Raw genomic sequence first — 14,629 nt, forward strand, 5'->3', positions numbered from 1 at the left:
GCTTATCCGGTCGCCCCCTCGGCCCGCGCGAGCGGCGGGGCCACCTCGGGGCCTGGCAGGATGGGCCGACGTGACCGGAAGACCGACCGACCTGACCCGTCGTGCCGCCCTCCGCGCGGGGGCGCTGGCCGCGCTGGCCGTCCCCCTGGCCGCGTGCGGGCCCGGCTACGACGAGAGCCCCGACCCGTTGCAGCCGCTGCTGGCCGCCGCCGAGGCGGACGCCGCCGCCGCGCGGACGCTGGCCAAGGGCGAGAACGCCGACGCCGCCGGCCAGCTCGCCGACGCGCGCGCGGCCCACGCGGCCGCGCTGAAGTCCGAAGTGGACCGGCTGAACCGGCCGAAACCCTCGTCGTCGGCGACGCCGCCGGCGCCGGCCTCGCTGGGTGACCTGAAGGAGCGGCTGGCGACCGCGCGCAAGCAGGCCGAAGACCTCGTCGGCGGGCTGCCGCGCTACCGCGCCGGGCTCGTCGCGGCGGTGGCGGCGGGCTGTGCGGCGCTGCAGCGCACTGCCCCGGCGCTGGGCCCCGGCGAGGACGCCCCGGCGATCGCCGGGACCACCGGCGCGGTGCCGGCGGAGGCGGTGGACCCGCTGCAGACGGCGCTCGCCGCCGAGCACGCCGCCGTCTGGGTGTACGGCCTGGTCAGCGCGTTCCTGCCGGCCGACTTCGCCGAGGGCGAGAAGGCCGGCGCGGCGGAGCACGCCGTGCGCCGCGACCTGCTGCAGACGATGCTGTCCGCGTCCGGGGCGACGCCTGTCGCGCCCGAAGCGGCGTACGTGCCGAAGAAGCCGGTGACGGACGCGAAGTCGGCGTCACTGGTCGTCGCGACGGCCGAGGCCGACTGCGCGTCGGCGTGGCTGGCGGTGGTGAACCACACCGACGACGGGGCCCTGCGCACGACGGCCCTGCACGCGCTGGTGGCGGCTTCGCGACGCGGGACGCCGTGGCGGTCCGAGGCGGGCGAGAAGCCGGTGGCGATCGCGATGCCCGGCCAGGCGAGCTGAGCCCCTGCTGAAGCCGTGAAGGCCTGCTTACCGGCCTTCACGGCTTTCGGGAGAGCGGGTCAGCCCTTGAGGTCGGCCGACAGGCGCACGGCGTCGTCCGCGATGGCCTCGATCAGCTTCTTGTCCTTGTGCTTCGCGTAGAAGTCGGCCAGCACGATCGTCGTGTTCGTGCCGTCCACGCTCGACGCGTACGCCGCGTCCGAGCCGCTCACGCTCGGGACGTCGTCGCCGGTGAACGTCTTGTCCTTCACCAGGTCCGTGACGTTGCCGGTGCCGTCCTGCTCGGTCAGCGTCTTGAGCGCCTTCGCCTTCGTCGAGTCCGGCATCCCGACCAGCACCACCGACACCAGCGCCTTCGCGCCGCCCGACTCCGTCGTGTAGAGCGCGCGGACCAGCGACTGGCACTCGTTGTCCTGGAAGAAGTCGTGCGTCTTGCCGTACGACTTCGTGGCGCACTCGTTGGACTTCGCCGGCCCGGCGACCAGCGTGAACTGGTACTTCCCGGTGTTCTGGACCGGCGGCTGCGCGACCGGCCCGTCGGGCGTCGAGTCGTGCCGGATCAGGAACCACAGCAGCCCGGAGACGACGGCGATCGCGACCAGCCCGGCGCCCCTGATCAGCAGGGACCGGGTGTCGCGCGCCGGCGGTCCGGGCGCCGGGGGCCGGGGCTGCGGGGGAACCGCGCCCAGCGGGGCCGTGTCGGACGGGCCTGGGGTGAAATGCGCACCAACCACGGGGCCATACGGTAGTTCACCGTCCCGGAGCGGTTCACTCGAATGCGGGTAAGACGCGTTCGACGTCGTCAGCGGTGCTGTAGAGGTGGAAGCCGACCCGCACCCGGCCGCCGCGGACGCTCGAGACGATCCCCGCCGCCGCGACCCGCTCCGGATCGGCGTCGAGCGAGACGATCGCGCTGCCGCGCGGGGGCAGCCCGAGCTTCTCGAGCAGCAGGTCGGCCAGGCCGGTGTTGTGCGCCGCGACCTGCGCGAGGTCGAGGCCGCCGAGGTACTCCAGCGCGGCCGCGGCGCCGACCTGGGCGAGCCAGACCGGCGAGAGGTCGAACGCGCGGGCGTCGCCGGCCAGGCGCAGCGGGAGGCCGTAGACGGTGGCCCACGGGTCCTCCCCCGCGTACCAGTTCGCCGCGACCGCCCGGGTGCGCTCGTGCGCGTCCGGCCGCACGGCGAGCCACGCGCAGCCGCGCGGCGACAGCAGCCACTTGTACCCCGCCGCGACCACCCAGTCCGCCCAGGCGACGTCCAGGGGCAGCCAGCCCACGGCCTGGGTGGCGTCGAGCAGCACCGCCGCCCCGGCGGCCTCGGCGGCAGCCCGCAGCGCGGGGAGGTCCACGATCCGGCCGTCGGCGGACTGGACGACGCTCACCGCGACGACGTCGTGGCCCTCGACCCGCTCGGGCAGCAGCTCCAGCGGCACTTCGGTCACCGTGACGTCCTGAGCCGCGAACGGGAAGGTCACGCTGGTGAAGTCGCCCTCGGCGGCGAGCACGCGGGTGCCGTCCGGCAGCGCGGCGGCGACGTTCGCGACCAGCTGCGAGACCGACGCGCCGATCGCGACGCGCCCGGGTTCGACGCCGAGCAGCCGGGCGAACCCGGCCCGCGACCGGTCGACGTACTGGTCGAACTCCCCCGGCCGGGTCGCGCCGGTGCGCCAGCGTTCGACCGACTCGGCCACCGCGGCGGCCACCGGGGCCGGCGGGATGCCGACGCTGGGCGTGTTGAGGTAGCCGGGCGGGACGGCGAAGTCGGTTCCGAAGGCGCGCATGCCTTCGAGCCAAGCAGACCCGCGCGGGACAGTTCACCCCTTACAGCAGCGCGACGACGTCGGCGTAGCCCGGCGGGCTCAGCGGCAGCGCACCGCCGTCGCGGACCGCCAGCGCCGTCTCCGCGGCGGCCCGCAGCGCCATCCGGTAGGGCAGCGAGCCGAGGCTGACCCGCGCGACGCCCAGCTCCGCCAGCCCGGCGAAGGTGACCTTCCCGGGCAGGAACAGCAGGTTGACCGGCAGCCCGGCGGCGACGACCCGCTCGACGTCGGCAGGGTCGGCCAGGCCGGGCACGAAGACTCCGTCGGCGCCGGCCGCCGCGTAGGCCTTCACGCGTTCTTCGGCGGAGTCGATCGAGCGGTCGCCGGACCAGTGGGTGTCCGTGCGGGCGTTGAGGAACAGGTCCGGGACGCGGTCCTTCACCGCCTCGACCAGCGCTATTTGGTGTTCGACCGGCGCGAGCGAGCCGTCCGCACGGCCGTCTTCGAGGTTGACGCCGACGGCACCGGCGTCGGCGAGCTCGGCGGCCAGGTCGGCGACGGCGGCGGGATCGGCGCTGAAGCCGTCGGCGATGTCGACGCTGACCAGGACGTCCAGCCGGGCGAGGCGGCGGGCCAGTGCGACGGTGGCGTCCCGCGTCGACGGCGCGCCGTCGGGCTCACCGGCTGCCGCGGAGACGCCGAGGCTGGTGGTGCCGAGGGCGCGGAAACCCTGCGCGGCGAGGAAGGCGCCGACGCCGAACTCCCACGCGTTCGGCAGCAGCAGCGGGGACCCGGGTACGTGCAGGGCACGGAATTCGTCCATGGCCCGAACCTAGGCGCGCGACGCTTCGGCGGGCGCCGAACTCACGCGCTCGCGGGGGTGTGCTCCGCGTCGTAGGCGTCCCGGGCGTCCTGGACCGCCGTCATGTGCTGCCGGGCCCACTGGTCCAGCATCTCCAGCGGCTCGGACAGGTTGCGGCCCAGCGTCGTCAGCTCGTACTCCACCTTCGGCGGGATCACCGCGTACGCCGTGCGGGTCAGGATCCCGTCGCGGACCAGGCTGCGCAGCGTCTGGGTCAGGACCTTCTGCGAGATCCCGTCGACCCGGTGCCCGATCGCCGTGAACCGCAGCGGCCCGTCCTTCAGGGCGCCGACGATCAACACCGTCCACTGGTCGCCGATGCGGTCGAGCAGCTGACGGGTCGGGCAGTTGCGATCGTACGGGTTCGACAGCACGGCACGTCTCCTTACTTTCCCAGGGAGAGTAACACGCCGTTCAGGCGGTAGCGGCCATCAAGGTGGTGAACAGGAGGCGCAGGTGCCGGCGGCCGCGCTCCCAGCGGGCCTCCAGCTCCTCCTGGTCCCGCGTCGCCCAGCTCGCGATGAGGATGCCGCGCACCACGTCCATCGCCGTGTACACCGCGTGCAGGAACTCGTGGTGCGCCGCGTGCTCCGGCAGCAGCGCGCGGCCGAACTCGACCAGGCTGGACGTCGCGATCGGCTCGACCTCCGCCATCTGCCCGCGCAGCTCCGGGTCCGTGCGGGCGGCGACCCACAGCTCGACCGTCGCCGAGAACACCGGGCCCTGGTGCATCTCCCACATCAGCTGCAGCGCGTCGCCGACCGGGTCGCTGGACGCGCGGAGGCGGTCGAGCTCGGCCATCGCGACCTCGGTGCGCTTGCGGGCGAGGTGCCGGATCGCCGACGTCACCAGGTCGGCCTTAGTCGGGAAGTGGTGCACCTGCGCGCCGCGCGTGACGCCGGCGCGATCGGCCACCCGGGTGGTCGTCGTGCCCGCGTAGCCGTATTCGACGAGGCAGTCGATCGTCGCGTCGAGCAGCCGGACGCGCATCGCCGCGCTGCGTTCCTCCTGCGTGCGGCCGGTCGTTCCCCGTCGTGGCGCTGACATGCGCCCACTTTATGGGGCCGCGCGCACCCCGGCCGCGTCGACCAGCCCGGCGACCACCCGCCCGATGAAGCGGCCGAGGAACCGGCGATAGAACCAGCCGGTGCCGGGGATCTTCGCCGTGAAGGTCGAGTGCCAGTGGATCTCCGTGCCACCGCCGTCCACCGGGGACAGGTCCACGTAGGCGACGTAGTCCCGCAGGGGAAGGCCGTGGTCGAGCGCGTAGCCGAACCGCAGGCCGGGCTCGAGGGCGACGATCTCCTCGTACGAGCGGAGACCACCGGTCCGGAACAGCCGGATCGCACCGAGGCCTTCGGGCTCGTCGACACCTTCGCGGACCAGCTCGAACGACCCCAGCGGCGACCAGCGGGGCCAGCTCGCACCGTCCCGCAGCAACGCGTAGACGGTGTCGGCGTCCGCGTCCGTCGTCCCGCGGACCGAAATTCTCTGTACCATTTGGTACGTGTACCATCTGGTACATGATCGACACAAGCCCGCGCGCGAAGCTCCTCGACGCGGCGATCGACCACATCGCCCACCACGGTGGCGCGGAGCAGAGCCTGCGGACACTGGCCACCGGGATCGGCACGAGCCACCGCATGCTGATCTACCACTTCGGCTCCAAGGAAGGCCTGCTCACAGCGGTGGCGCGCGAGGTAGAGGCCCGGCAGCGGAAGGCACTGGCCGGCCTAGACCCAGCGGAGTTCTGGCGCCGGCTGACGGCGGACGACCTGCGCGCCAACGAGAAGCTCTTCTTCCAGCTCTACGGCCAGGCCCTGGGCGGCACCCCGGGAACGGCCGAGTTCCTCGACGGCGTCATCGAGGACTGGCTGGGCCCGATCGAGGCACTGCTGGCCGAGCGAGGCGTCCCAGAAGCCGACCGGCCAGCGCAGGCGCGCCTCGGCCTGGCCGTCACCCGCGGGCTGCTGCTCGACCTCGTGACGACGGGCGACCTGGACGTCGTGAACGCGGCGATGGAGCAGTTCGCGGCACGCTACTGACGCAAGGGTCACGGAGAACGAGGACGAGCGAGAACCCAGACCTCCCCCGCACCCCGATCCGAAGCCAGAACACGGCCGGCAGTGCCGGGTCAAGGCATCTTTCCCGCCTTGACGCGGTGCGGCCGGCCGTAGTCACAATCAAGCTTCGGGGTGCCGGAGACACCGACGGGCAGCCGTTCGACCCCGCGGACGTCGGTCACCATCGGCCTTACAAACCCCGAACACTGGGCGGACGCCGCCCGTACACCGTCCGGCCAGAGTTCTCCTCGTAAGCACGACACGAGGGAGACACCATGCGAGGAACCACCTGGACGCGGCTGGCGCTGGCGGGCGGCGCGAGCGCGGCCTGCCTGCTGGTGGCGGCGCCGCTGGCCTCGGCCCAGACCACGTCGCCGGCGCCGGTCGCGCCGATCACGCTCAGCCCCGAGGAGTCGCAGCAGGTCTGCGGCGACTGGGTGCCGAAGCTGCAGAAGAAGGCCGCCAACCTCGAGAAGCGGATCAACGGCGGCGCCGAGGTCGCCGGCTCGGTCGCCAACCTCAAGGCGCGGGCCCAGGACCAGCGCACCGCGGGGCACGAGGACCGGGCCAAGAAGCTCGACGACCGCGCCACCAAGCGCCAGGGCCGGATCGGCGAGCTGAACACGGCGAAGCAGAAGCTCGACGCCTTCGCCACCGCCCACTGCAAGCCGGCCAAGTGAGGGGCGCGAGGGTCGCGGCGGCGGTCGGGGCCGCCGCGCTCATCGCGCTCGGCTGCTCGGCCTGCCGCGACAACCTGATGGGCTCCCCGGACTCCGGGAGCGCGCCGGCGTCGTCCGAGCTGAGCGGCGTCGAGTCGACACTCAACGGCATCGAGTCGGACATGAACAGCGATGGCTCGCCCTGACCGGCTAGCGTCTCCCCTCTGACAGCGGCGGAGACGGGAGCAGGCATGGGGTCACCGGGGCGCGGCCTCGTCCTCGTGGTCGAGGACGAGGCCGCGATCGCCGAGCTGGCGGCGTTGTACCTCAAGCGCGACGGCTTCGGCGTGCACGTCGAGGCGGACGGCGGGCGGGCGCTCGACGCCGTCCGGCGGCTCAAGCCGGTGGCGATCGTGCTCGACATCGGACTGTCCGGAATGGACGGTATCGAGATCTGCAAGGCGCTGCGCGCGGCCGGGGACTGGACGCCGGTGCTGTTCGTCACCGCCCGCGACGACGAGCTGGACCGCCTGCTGGGCCTGGAGATCGGCGCCGACGACTACCTGACGAAGCCGTTCAGCCCGCGCGAGCTGGCCGCCCGGGTCCGGACGGTGCTGCGCCGCGCGTCGGGGGCGACGCCGGCCGCCTCGGTGCTGACCGTCGGCGGCGCGCGCGTCGACCTCACCAGCCGTCGCGCCTGGGCGGGGGACGCCGAGGTTTCCCTTACTTCGACGGAGTTCGACCTCCTGACGCACCTGCTCCGGCACCCCGGGCAGGTGCTTTCGCGCGACCAGCTGCTGAGCGCCGTCTGGGGGTACGCCGCGGCGGCGGGGACGCGGACGGTGGACGTCCACGTGGCGCAGCTGCGGGCGAAACTCGGCCTCGCCAGTCCGATCAGGACGGTGCGCGGCATCGGCTACGCGGCGGACCCGGCATGAGGTACCGCGGCACCCTGGCCGGGCGGATCACGCTGGTCTGCCTCGCCGTCGCGGGCGTGGCGGTGATCGTGGCCGGGCTCGTCGCGGCCCGGCTGATCCGGACCACGGCGGACAACGTGCTGCAGTCGTCGCTGGCCGCGCAGGCCGACGTCGTGGCGTCGCAGCTCGACGAGACCGGCATCGGGAACCGGCTCGGCGTGGGCAAGGTGGCCGACGTCGTGCGCGGGCAGGGCATCTCCGTGGTGGTCCGGCGCGCGGGCGGGCAGGCGGCCGGGGACGCGGTCGCCGTGCAGGCCGCGGGCAAGCTCGGGCTCGGCGCGGACCACTCCGGGCGCGTCACGGCCGGCGGCGCGCAGTACCTCGTCGAGACGCGGGTGGTCGGCACGCGCGGGGCGGCGTTCGCGCTGGTGCAGCCGGCCCGCAGCGCCGAAGCGACGCAACGCGCGCTGGTGCGCAACATCGCGCTGGCGCTGGGCATCGGGCTGCTGGTGGCCGCGCTCGCGGGCTGGGTTTCCGGCCGGCTGCTGGGCCGTCCCCTGCGCCGGGCCGCGCTCGCCGCGGGATCGCTGCGGGCGGGGCGGCGGGACGTCCGGGTGCCGGTGCAGGGGCCGCGTGAGGTGGCCGAGGTCGCCGGGTCGCTGAACTCGCTGGCCGACGCGCTGGCGGTGAGCGAAGCGCGGCAGCGGGACTTCCTGCTGTCGGTGTCGCACGAGCTGCGGACGCCGCTGACCGCCGTGACCGGGTTCGCCGAGGCGATCGCGGACGGCGTCGCGTCGGGGCACGACGCGATCCGCGCCGGGCAGACGATCCAGCGGGAGGCCGCGCGGCTGGAGCGGCTGGTGTCCGACCTGCTGGAGCTGGCGCGGCTGGGCGCCGACGAGTTCCGGCTGGACGTCACGTCGCTGGACCTGGGCGCGCTGGTCCGCGACTGCGCCGACGTGTGGCAGCTGCGGTGCGCGCGCGAGGACGTACGGCTGTCCGTTTCGGTGCCCGCGTCCCCGGTCCCGGTGCTGGCGGACGCGCGGCGGCTGCGTCAGGTGGTCGACGGGCTGGCGGAGAACGCCCTGCGCGTGACGCCGGCCGGCGCGCCCATGGTGTTTTCGCTGTCGGCGTCGCCGTCCGAGGCGTCCCTGTCGGTCCGCGACGGCGGCCCCGGTCTGGCCCCGGAGGACTACCCGGTGGCGTTCGAGCGCGGGGTCCTGAACGCCCGCTACCGCGACCGCCGCCCGGTGGGGTCGGGCATCGGCCTGGCCCTGGTCCACGGCCTGGTCACCCGCATGGGCGGGGGCCTGACCGCCGGCCCCGCCCCGGAGGGCGGCGCGGCGTTCACGATCACGTTCCCCCTGGCCGCCTCAGCAGCCACAGTCCCCCTCCGCCGCCCCTGAACACCGTGATGCCCCTCTAAACACGCGTGATGCCCCGCCAATCACAGGTGATGCCCCTCCGATCACACGCGATGCCCCGCGGCGCACGAACACCCGGTGTGCGGAGCCGGGCATCACACGTGATTGGCCGGGCATCACGCGTGATTGAGCGGGCATCACGCGTGATTGGAGGGGCATCACGGGCGGGCCGTAGGGTTTGGGCATGGAGATGCTGCACCTGCGCTACTTCGTCGCGGTCGCCGAGGAACTGAACTTCTCCGCGGCCGCGCGGAAGCTGCACATGGCCGCGTCGCCGCTTTCCCAGCGGGTCAAGGACCTCGAGCACGAACTCGGGCAGCAGCTTTTCGATCGCAGTACCCACCACGTCACGCTCACCGCCGCCGGGAACGCGCTGCTGCCGCTCGCGCGGGACGTCCTCGAGCAAGTGAGCGCCATCCCGTGGCGGCTGAAGGAGGCGACCGAGCCGCAGCGCAGCACCGTCTTCCTCGGCATGCCCGCCGGGGTGCACCCCGATCTTCGGGATCGCGTCAACGCCCTCGCCGGGCGCGTTCGCGACCGGTACGAGCTCAAGCGCTGGCCCGGGACCACCGCCGACCTCGTCCAGGGTGTGCACGAGGGGAAGCTCGCCCTCACGCTGGCCCGGCTGCCGGTCACCGACCCCGCGCTGGAACAGGTGCCGGTGATGTCGGAACGGCTCGGCGCCGTCGTGCCCGCCGATCTCTTCGCCGGGCGGGACTCGGTGAGCCTCGCCGAGCTGACCGAATTCCCGTACGTCGCCTCACCTGGGGAAATCACGCCGGCGTACTTCGACCAGCTCGACCACCAATTGGCCGAACTGGGCGTCAAGAAACGCATTCGCCTCACCAACACCGGTTACGGCGGGACGTCCGAAATCATTTCCAGCGGCGAGGCCTTTTCCATTTCCATGCTGGACGACAAGAGCCCGATGCACGGCTACCGGCTCGACAACGTCATCGTCCTGCCCTTCACCGACTTCCGCCCCCAGCTGGACACCGGCCTGCTCTGGCGCCGCGATCGCACCGACGGCGACCTGCGTGAGCTCGTCGAAGCCGCGAAAGACGTCTTCAAAGACCCGATCAGCACCTGAAAGAATGGTATGACCACCACGGTCATACCATTGTGCGCATCATGATCATTCCCTTTCACGCCGCTCGCGCCTACGTTCGTAAGTAGAGCGAAGAGCGCGAAAGGACGAAATGATGACGGACATCACCACCGGCCCCCTCGACGGCGTTCGGGTGATCGACCTCTCGACCGTGGTCATGGGCCCGTACGCGGCCCAGATCCTCGGCGACCTCGGCGCCGACGTGATCAAGATCGAGTCCCCCGCGGACACCGTGCGGGTGGGCCAGTACCGCACCACGCCGGGCATGACCCCGCTGAACCTGAACGTCAACCGCAACAAGCGCAGCGTGGCCCTCAACCTCAAGGACGAGACCGAGCGCGAGCAGGCCCTCAAGCTGATCGACACCGCCGACGTGCTGATCACCAACATGCGCCCCGGCGCGCTGAGCCGCCTCGGCCTGAACTACGCCGACGTCGCCGAGCGCAACCCCCGCCTGGTCTACGCCCACGCGCAGGGCTTCCGCGGCGACTCCGACCGCGCCGGCAACGCCGCCTACGACGAGACCGTGCAGGCCTCCTCCGGCCTGGTCGACGTCGCCAACCGCGCGCTCGGCGAGCCGGTCTACCTGCCGACGATCATCGGCGACAAGGTGTCGTCGCTGACCATCGCCTACAGCGTGCTCGCCGCGCTGGTGCACCGCGACAAGACCGGCCAGGGCCAGCAGATCGAGATCCCGATGACCGACACGCTGCTCGCGTTCAACCTGGTCGAACACCTCGCCGGGCACACCTACGAGCCGGCCGAGGGTCCCACCGGGTTCGCGCTGTCGATGACGAAGGGCCACGCCGCGGTCCGCACGAAGGACGGCCTCGCCTGCGTCATCCCCTACAACCCGAAGAACTTCCGCGACTTCTTCGCCGCCGCCGAGCGCCCGGACCTGGCCGAGGACCCGCGCGTCAACGGCGAGGCCATCGACCGCGCCGACAACGAGTGGCTGACCGGGCAGATCGCGGCCTGCGCCCCGGCGCTGACCACCGACGAGTGGGCCGAGGTCTGCGCGAAGCACAGCATCCCGATGGCGCCGGTGCTCGAGCTGGACCGGGCCCACGAGGACCCGTACGTCCGCGACGGCCACCTGCTCGACACCGTCGAGCACCCGAGCGAGGGCGCCATCCGCACGGTCGGCATCCCGGTGAAGTTCTCCGCGACGCCCGGCTCGATCCGCCGCCTGGCCCCGCTGGCCGGCCAGGACACCGCCGAAGTCCTCGCGGAACTGAACTGAAAGAAGCAAGACGATGGACGTACGTACCGAACGGATCGGCAGCACCCTGCTGATCACGATCGACCGGCCCCAGGCCCGCAACGCGGTCAACGCCGCCGTCGCGGCCGGGCTGGCCGCCGCACTGGACGAGCTGGAAGCCGATCCGACGCTGCGAGCGGGCGTCCTGACCGGCGCCGAGAACACCTTCAGCGCCGGCATGGACCTCAAGGCCGCGTTGAAGGGCGAGTCGCCGGAGATCCCGGGACGCGGGTTCGGCGGCCTCACCGAGGCCGAGCTGGCCAAGCCACTGATCGCGGCGGTCGAAGGGTTCGCGATGGGCGGCGGGTTCGAACTCGCGCTCGGCTGCGACCTCATCGTCGCCGCCGAAGACGCCAAGTTCGGCCTCCCGGAAGTGAAGCGCGGCCTGATCGCCGCCGGTGGTGGCGTGCTCCGGCTGCCGAAGCGGATCCCGCACCACCTGGCGATGGAGTTCCTGCTGACCGGCGAGCCCGTCACCGGCCGTCGCGCCGGCGAGCTGGGCCTGGTCAACCGCGTGACGCCGGCCGGGGACGCCGCCGCCGTCGCGCTCCAGCTGGCCGAGAAGCTGGCGGAGAACGCGCCCCTCGCGCTCGCCGCCGTCAAGAAGATCGTGCGCGCGGCGGATCCGAAAGCCGTGCAGCGCGAGGAAGTCAAGAAACTGATGCAGTCCCGAGACGTCCGCGAAGGCATGACCGCCTTCGCCGAGCGCCGCGCTCCGAAGTGGACAGGCGAATGAAGATCGAAGAAGTCCGGCAGCACGTGACCACTCCCCTGACCGCCCCGGCGTTCGCGCCCGTGGTCCCGAGGTTCACGAACCGCGAGTACCTGAACATCGTCTACCGCACCGACGCCGACGCCCTGCGCGCTGTCGTCCCCGAGCCGCTTCAGATCGAAGAACCGTTGGTGCGCTTCGAGGTCATGAAGATGGGCGACGTCTCCGGCTACGGCCCGTACACCGAGTCGGGCCAGGCGATCGAGGTCAGCTTCGACGGCGAACGCGGCGAGTACCTGCACGCGATGTACCTCGACAACTTCCCGGCGACCGCGTCCGGGCGCGAGGTCAGCGCGTACCCGAAGACCATCGGCCGCCCGGACCTCTACGCCGACAACGGTGTTCTCGTGGGCACCTTGGACTACGGGACGCTCCGGGTGGCGACCGCGACCATGGGCTACAAGCACCACGAGCTGGACGTCCGCGAAGCCGAGCGCCAGATCACGGTCCCGACGTTCATGCTCAAGACGATCCCGGGCTACGACGGCGCGCCGCGCGTGCAGGAGCTGGTCCGCACCGAGATCACCGACGTCGTGGTCAAGGAGGCCTACACCGGCCCCGCGCGGCTGCAGCTGTTCCAGCACGTCCTGGCCCCGCTGGCCGACCTGCCGGTGCTGGAGGTCGTCTCCGCGAGCCACATCCTCACCGACCTGACGCTCGCCCCGGTCAAGCCGGTCTTCGACTACTTGAAGGGAGCGCGGTCATGAAGAACGCCGCAGTCATCGGCGCCGGAACCATCGGCCTGTCCTGGACGGCGCTGTTCGCCCACCACAGCCTGACCGTCCGGGTCACCGACCCCCGGCCCGACCTCGCCGACGCCGTCGCCGACGCGCTGGCGAAGTTCGCCCCGCACCTCGGGACGACCGCCGAGGACCTGGCGAGCCGGGTGAGCATCGCCGCCGACGTCACCGAAGCCGTGCGCGACGCGGATGTCGTGCAGGAGAACGGTCCCGAGAACGTCGAGTTCAAAAAGGACCTGTTCGCGAAGCTGGTTGAGGAAGCCCCGAAGCACGCGCTGCTGCTGAGTTCGTCGAGCGCCATCCCGTCGACGGCGTTCACCGGCGAGATCGACGGCAGCCGTGTCCTCATCGGACACCCGTTCAACCCGCCGCACCTGATCCCGCTCGTCGAGGTGGTCCCCGGTGAGCAGACCAGCGACGAGTCCGTGCGAAGCGCCGTCGAGTTCTACACCGCCCTCGGCCGGACGCCGGTCGTGGAGCGCAAGGAGATCCCCGGCTTCGTCGGCAACCGGCTGCAGAACGCTCTCAGCCGCGAGGCGATCTACCTCGTCGAGCAGGGCGTCGTGACACCGTCCGAACTGGACGCGGTGATCACCAGCTCGCTCGGCATCCGCTGGGCGACCGTCGGGCCGTTCCTCGGCTCGCACCTCGGTGGCGGCCCCGGCGGCTACCGGCACATGGCCGAACACATCGGCAAGTCGATGAAGAAGATGTGGGCCGGGCTGGGAAACCCCAGCCAGAGCCCGGAAGAGCAGGAACGGCTCATCGAAGCCGTCGAAAAGGCTTACGGCTCCTCCACGTACTCGGAACTCGCCGAGACGCGCGACCGCAAGCAGCTCGCAGTGTTGACCGCAGTGGAGGAGAACTGACATGGAACCGCTCGAGGACAAGCTGACCGCCGACTTCTACGACTTCGAGGCGCTGCTCCCCGACGACGAGCGCAAGCTGCTCGTCAAGGCGCGCGAGTTCATGACGCACGACGTCAAGCCGCTGGTGAACGAGAACTGGGAAGCCGGCACCTTTCCGAAGGAACTCATCGGGATGTTCCGCGACAGCGGTCTCGCCGGTCTGCCGTACGAGGGCTACGGCGAGCACAAGCCCGCGGTCAGCCACCTGCTCACCGGCATGATGGCGATGGAGATGAGCCGCACCGACGCGTCCGTCGCGACGTTCTTCGGTGTCCACAACGGACTCGCGATGTACTCCATCTACAGTGGCGGCAGCCAGGAACAGCGCGACCGCTGGCTCCCGGAGATGGCGGCGATGGACAAGATCGGCGCGTTCGCGATGACCGAACCGCTCGGCGGCTCCGACGTCGCGGGTGGCATGCGCACCACGGCCAAGCGGGACGGTGACACCTGGATCCTCGACGGCGCCAAGAAGTGGATCGGCAACGCGACCTTCGCCGACTACGTCGTGGTGTGGGCGCGCGACGTCGACGACAACCACGTCAAGGGGTTCGTCGTCGAGAAGGGCACGCCGGGGTTCGTGCCGGAGAAGATCCAGGGCAAGACCGCGTTCCGGATCGTCGAGAACGCCGAGATCACGCTGACCGGCGTCCGCGTGCCGGAGGCGAACCGCCTGCAGGGCATCGACTCCTTCCGCGACGTCGCGGAGATCCTGCGCGCCACCCGCGGCGGCGTCGCGTGGCAGGCGCTCGGCGTGGCGATCGGTGCCTACGAAGCCGCGCTGGCCTACGCACAGGAGCGCAAGCAGTTCGGCCGGCCGATCGCGCGGTTCCAGCTGGTGCAGGACCTGCTCGTGAAGAGCCTCGGCAACATCACCGCGTCGTGGGGCATGCTCGTGCAGCTCGCCCGCCTGCAGGACGCGGGGATCTTCAAGGACGAGCACTCGTCGCTGGCCAAGGCGTTCGTCACGTCGCGGATGCGCGAGGTCGTCGCCTGGAGCCGGGAGATCTTCGGCGGCAACGGGATCGTGCTCGGCTACGACGTCGCGCGGTTCTTCGCCGACGCCGAGGCGATCTACTCGTTCGAGGGCACGCGCGAGATGAACACGCTGATCGTCGGGAAGGCGATCACGGGACAGTCCGCGTTCGTCTGAG

Annotated in this window: 18 protein-coding genes; 12 read left to right on the forward strand and 6 right to left on the reverse strand. The window is 71.8% G+C overall.

The features are described from left to right. The first annotated feature begins 70 nt into the window (after nt 1–70). The gene (locus ACZ7OU_RS39930; RefSeq protein WP_470246157.1) at nt 71–1,003 is read left to right on the forward strand and encodes a ferritin-like domain-containing protein; all 933 of its coding nucleotides are present in this window, start codon (nt 71–73) and stop codon (nt 1,001–1,003) included. A 59-nt stretch (nt 1,004–1,062) separates the two neighbouring features. On the opposite strand, the gene ACZ7OU_RS39935 is transcribed toward ACZ7OU_RS39930, so the two are convergent. The 6 genes from ACZ7OU_RS39935 to ACZ7OU_RS39960 all read right to left on the reverse strand — a co-directional run bounded on the left by ACZ7OU_RS39935 (nt 1,063) and on the right by ACZ7OU_RS39960 (nt 5,123). Further along, nucleotides 1,063–1,737: a hypothetical protein gene (locus ACZ7OU_RS39935; protein ID WP_470246156.1), complete on the reverse strand. Its 675-nt coding sequence runs from the start codon at nt 1,735–1,737 to the stop codon at nt 1,063–1,065. A gap of 34 nt (nt 1,738–1,771) precedes the next feature. Further along, complete coding sequence (locus ACZ7OU_RS39940) at nt 1,772–2,782, reverse strand: aminotransferase class V-fold PLP-dependent enzyme (protein ID WP_470246155.1); 1,011 nt, start codon at nt 2,780–2,782, stop codon at nt 1,772–1,774. Nucleotides 2,783–2,822: 40 nt separating this feature from the next. Next, a complete protein-coding gene (locus ACZ7OU_RS39945) occupies nt 2,823–3,584 on the reverse strand; it encodes an isocitrate lyase/PEP mutase family protein (RefSeq protein ID WP_470246154.1) in 762 nt (253 codons plus the stop codon). Nucleotides 3,585–3,625: 41 nt separating this feature from the next. Beyond that, on the reverse strand, nt 3,626–3,997 hold the full coding sequence (locus ACZ7OU_RS39950; RefSeq protein ID WP_470246153.1) for a winged helix-turn-helix transcriptional regulator: 372 nt from the start codon (nt 3,995–3,997) through the stop codon (nt 3,626–3,628). 40 nt (nt 3,998–4,037) lie between these two features. Beyond that, nucleotides 4,038–4,613, reverse strand: a complete 576-nt coding sequence (locus tag ACZ7OU_RS39955; RefSeq protein WP_470246492.1) for a TetR/AcrR family transcriptional regulator — start codon at nt 4,611–4,613, stop codon at nt 4,038–4,040. Between the two features lie 66 nt (nt 4,614–4,679). Beyond that, nucleotides 4,680–5,123 (reverse strand): SRPBCC family protein, encoded by a 444-nt coding sequence (locus ACZ7OU_RS39960; protein ID WP_470259267.1) that lies wholly within the window; start codon nt 5,121–5,123, stop codon nt 4,680–4,682. A gap of 23 nt (nt 5,124–5,146) precedes the next feature. Here ACZ7OU_RS39960 and ACZ7OU_RS39965 point away from each other — a divergent pair, with 23 nt between their 5' ends. The 11 genes from ACZ7OU_RS39965 to ACZ7OU_RS40015 all read left to right on the forward strand — a co-directional run bounded on the left by ACZ7OU_RS39965 (nt 5,147) and on the right by ACZ7OU_RS40015 (nt 14,628). Continuing rightward, a complete protein-coding gene (locus ACZ7OU_RS39965) occupies nt 5,147–5,668 on the forward strand; it encodes a TetR/AcrR family transcriptional regulator (RefSeq protein ID WP_470259268.1) in 522 nt (173 codons plus the stop codon). A gap of 293 nt (nt 5,669–5,961) precedes the next feature. Then, nucleotides 5,962–6,366 (forward strand): hypothetical protein, encoded by a 405-nt coding sequence (locus tag ACZ7OU_RS39970; protein ID WP_470246150.1) that lies wholly within the window; start codon nt 5,962–5,964, stop codon nt 6,364–6,366. After that, nucleotides 6,363–6,551 (forward strand): hypothetical protein, encoded by a 189-nt coding sequence (locus ACZ7OU_RS39975; RefSeq protein WP_470246149.1) that lies wholly within the window; start codon nt 6,363–6,365, stop codon nt 6,549–6,551. Before ACZ7OU_RS39970 ends, ACZ7OU_RS39975 begins: the two co-directional genes overlap by 4 nt. A 45-nt stretch (nt 6,552–6,596) precedes the next feature. Further along, on the forward strand, nt 6,597–7,283 hold the full coding sequence (locus ACZ7OU_RS39980) for a response regulator (RefSeq protein ID WP_470246148.1): 687 nt from the start codon (nt 6,597–6,599) through the stop codon (nt 7,281–7,283). Continuing rightward, nucleotides 7,280–8,668 carry a sensor histidine kinase gene (locus tag ACZ7OU_RS39985; protein WP_470259269.1) on the forward strand — a complete coding sequence of 463 codons (1,389 nt, stop codon included), beginning with the start codon at nt 7,280–7,282 and terminating at the stop codon, nt 8,666–8,668. Before ACZ7OU_RS39980 ends, ACZ7OU_RS39985 begins: the two co-directional genes overlap by 4 nt. A 202-nt stretch (nt 8,669–8,870) precedes the next feature. Next, nucleotides 8,871–9,776 (forward strand): LysR family transcriptional regulator, encoded by a 906-nt coding sequence (locus ACZ7OU_RS39990; RefSeq protein ID WP_470259270.1) that lies wholly within the window; start codon nt 8,871–8,873, stop codon nt 9,774–9,776. Nucleotides 9,777–9,888: 112 nt separating this feature from the next. After that, nucleotides 9,889–11,037, forward strand: coding sequence for a CaiB/BaiF CoA transferase family protein (locus ACZ7OU_RS39995; protein WP_470259271.1), 1,149 nt, complete (start codon nt 9,889–9,891; stop codon nt 11,035–11,037). 13 nt (nt 11,038–11,050) lie between these two features. Continuing rightward, a complete protein-coding gene (locus tag ACZ7OU_RS40000; protein WP_470259272.1) occupies nt 11,051–11,791 on the forward strand; it encodes a crotonase/enoyl-CoA hydratase family protein in 741 nt (246 codons plus the stop codon). Next, a complete protein-coding gene (locus ACZ7OU_RS40005; protein ID WP_470259273.1) occupies nt 11,788–12,534 on the forward strand; it encodes an acetoacetate decarboxylase in 747 nt (248 codons plus the stop codon). The genes ACZ7OU_RS40000 and ACZ7OU_RS40005 overlap by 4 nt, the downstream gene beginning before the upstream one ends. Continuing rightward, nucleotides 12,531–13,436 (forward strand): 3-hydroxyacyl-CoA dehydrogenase NAD-binding domain-containing protein, encoded by a 906-nt coding sequence (locus tag ACZ7OU_RS40010; protein ID WP_470259274.1) that lies wholly within the window; start codon nt 12,531–12,533, stop codon nt 13,434–13,436. The genes ACZ7OU_RS40005 and ACZ7OU_RS40010 overlap by 4 nt, the downstream gene beginning before the upstream one ends. Before the next feature lies 1 nt (nt 13,437). After that, on the forward strand, nt 13,438–14,628 hold the full coding sequence (locus tag ACZ7OU_RS40015) for an acyl-CoA dehydrogenase family protein (protein ID WP_470259275.1): 1,191 nt from the start codon (nt 13,438–13,440) through the stop codon (nt 14,626–14,628). The last annotated feature ends 1 nt before the right edge of the window (nt 14,629 follow it).

This window comes from Amycolatopsis sp. NPDC114505, from assembly GCF_055633615.1.

Excerpts from the sequence above, each read along its gene's own strand:
- ACZ7OU_RS40015 (WP_470259275.1), top strand. The coding sequence starts at position 13,438 with ATGGAACCGCTCGAGGACAAGCTGACCGCCGACTTCTACGACTTCGAG.
- ACZ7OU_RS39955 (WP_470246492.1), bottom strand. The coding sequence starts at position 4,613 with ATGCGCGTCCGGCTGCTCGACGCGACGATCGACTGCCTCGTCGAATAC.
- ACZ7OU_RS39985 (WP_470259269.1), top strand. The coding sequence starts at position 7,280 with ATGAGGTACCGCGGCACCCTGGCCGGGCGGATCACGCTGGTCTGCCTC.
- ACZ7OU_RS39970 (WP_470246150.1), top strand. The coding sequence starts at position 5,962 with ATGCGAGGAACCACCTGGACGCGGCTGGCGCTGGCGGGCGGCGCGAGC.
- ACZ7OU_RS39990 (WP_470259270.1), top strand. The coding sequence starts at position 8,871 with ATGGAGATGCTGCACCTGCGCTACTTCGTCGCGGTCGCCGAGGAACTG.
- ACZ7OU_RS40000 (WP_470259272.1), top strand. The coding sequence starts at position 11,051 with ATGGACGTACGTACCGAACGGATCGGCAGCACCCTGCTGATCACGATC.
- ACZ7OU_RS39980 (WP_470246148.1), top strand. The coding sequence starts at position 6,597 with ATGGGGTCACCGGGGCGCGGCCTCGTCCTCGTGGTCGAGGACGAGGCC.
- ACZ7OU_RS39945 (WP_470246154.1), bottom strand. The coding sequence starts at position 3,584 with ATGGACGAATTCCGTGCCCTGCACGTACCCGGGTCCCCGCTGCTGCTG.
- ACZ7OU_RS40010 (WP_470259274.1), top strand. The coding sequence starts at position 12,531 with ATGAAGAACGCCGCAGTCATCGGCGCCGGAACCATCGGCCTGTCCTGG.
- ACZ7OU_RS39940 (WP_470246155.1), bottom strand. The coding sequence starts at position 2,782 with ATGCGCGCCTTCGGAACCGACTTCGCCGTCCCGCCCGGCTACCTCAAC.
- ACZ7OU_RS39960 (WP_470259267.1), bottom strand. The coding sequence starts at position 5,123 with ATGGTACAGAGAATTTCGGTCCGCGGGACGACGGACGCGGACGCCGAC.
- ACZ7OU_RS40005 (WP_470259273.1), top strand. The coding sequence starts at position 11,788 with ATGAAGATCGAAGAAGTCCGGCAGCACGTGACCACTCCCCTGACCGCC.
- ACZ7OU_RS39965 (WP_470259268.1), top strand. The coding sequence starts at position 5,147 with ATGATCGACACAAGCCCGCGCGCGAAGCTCCTCGACGCGGCGATCGAC.
- ACZ7OU_RS39995 (WP_470259271.1), top strand. The coding sequence starts at position 9,889 with ATGACGGACATCACCACCGGCCCCCTCGACGGCGTTCGGGTGATCGAC.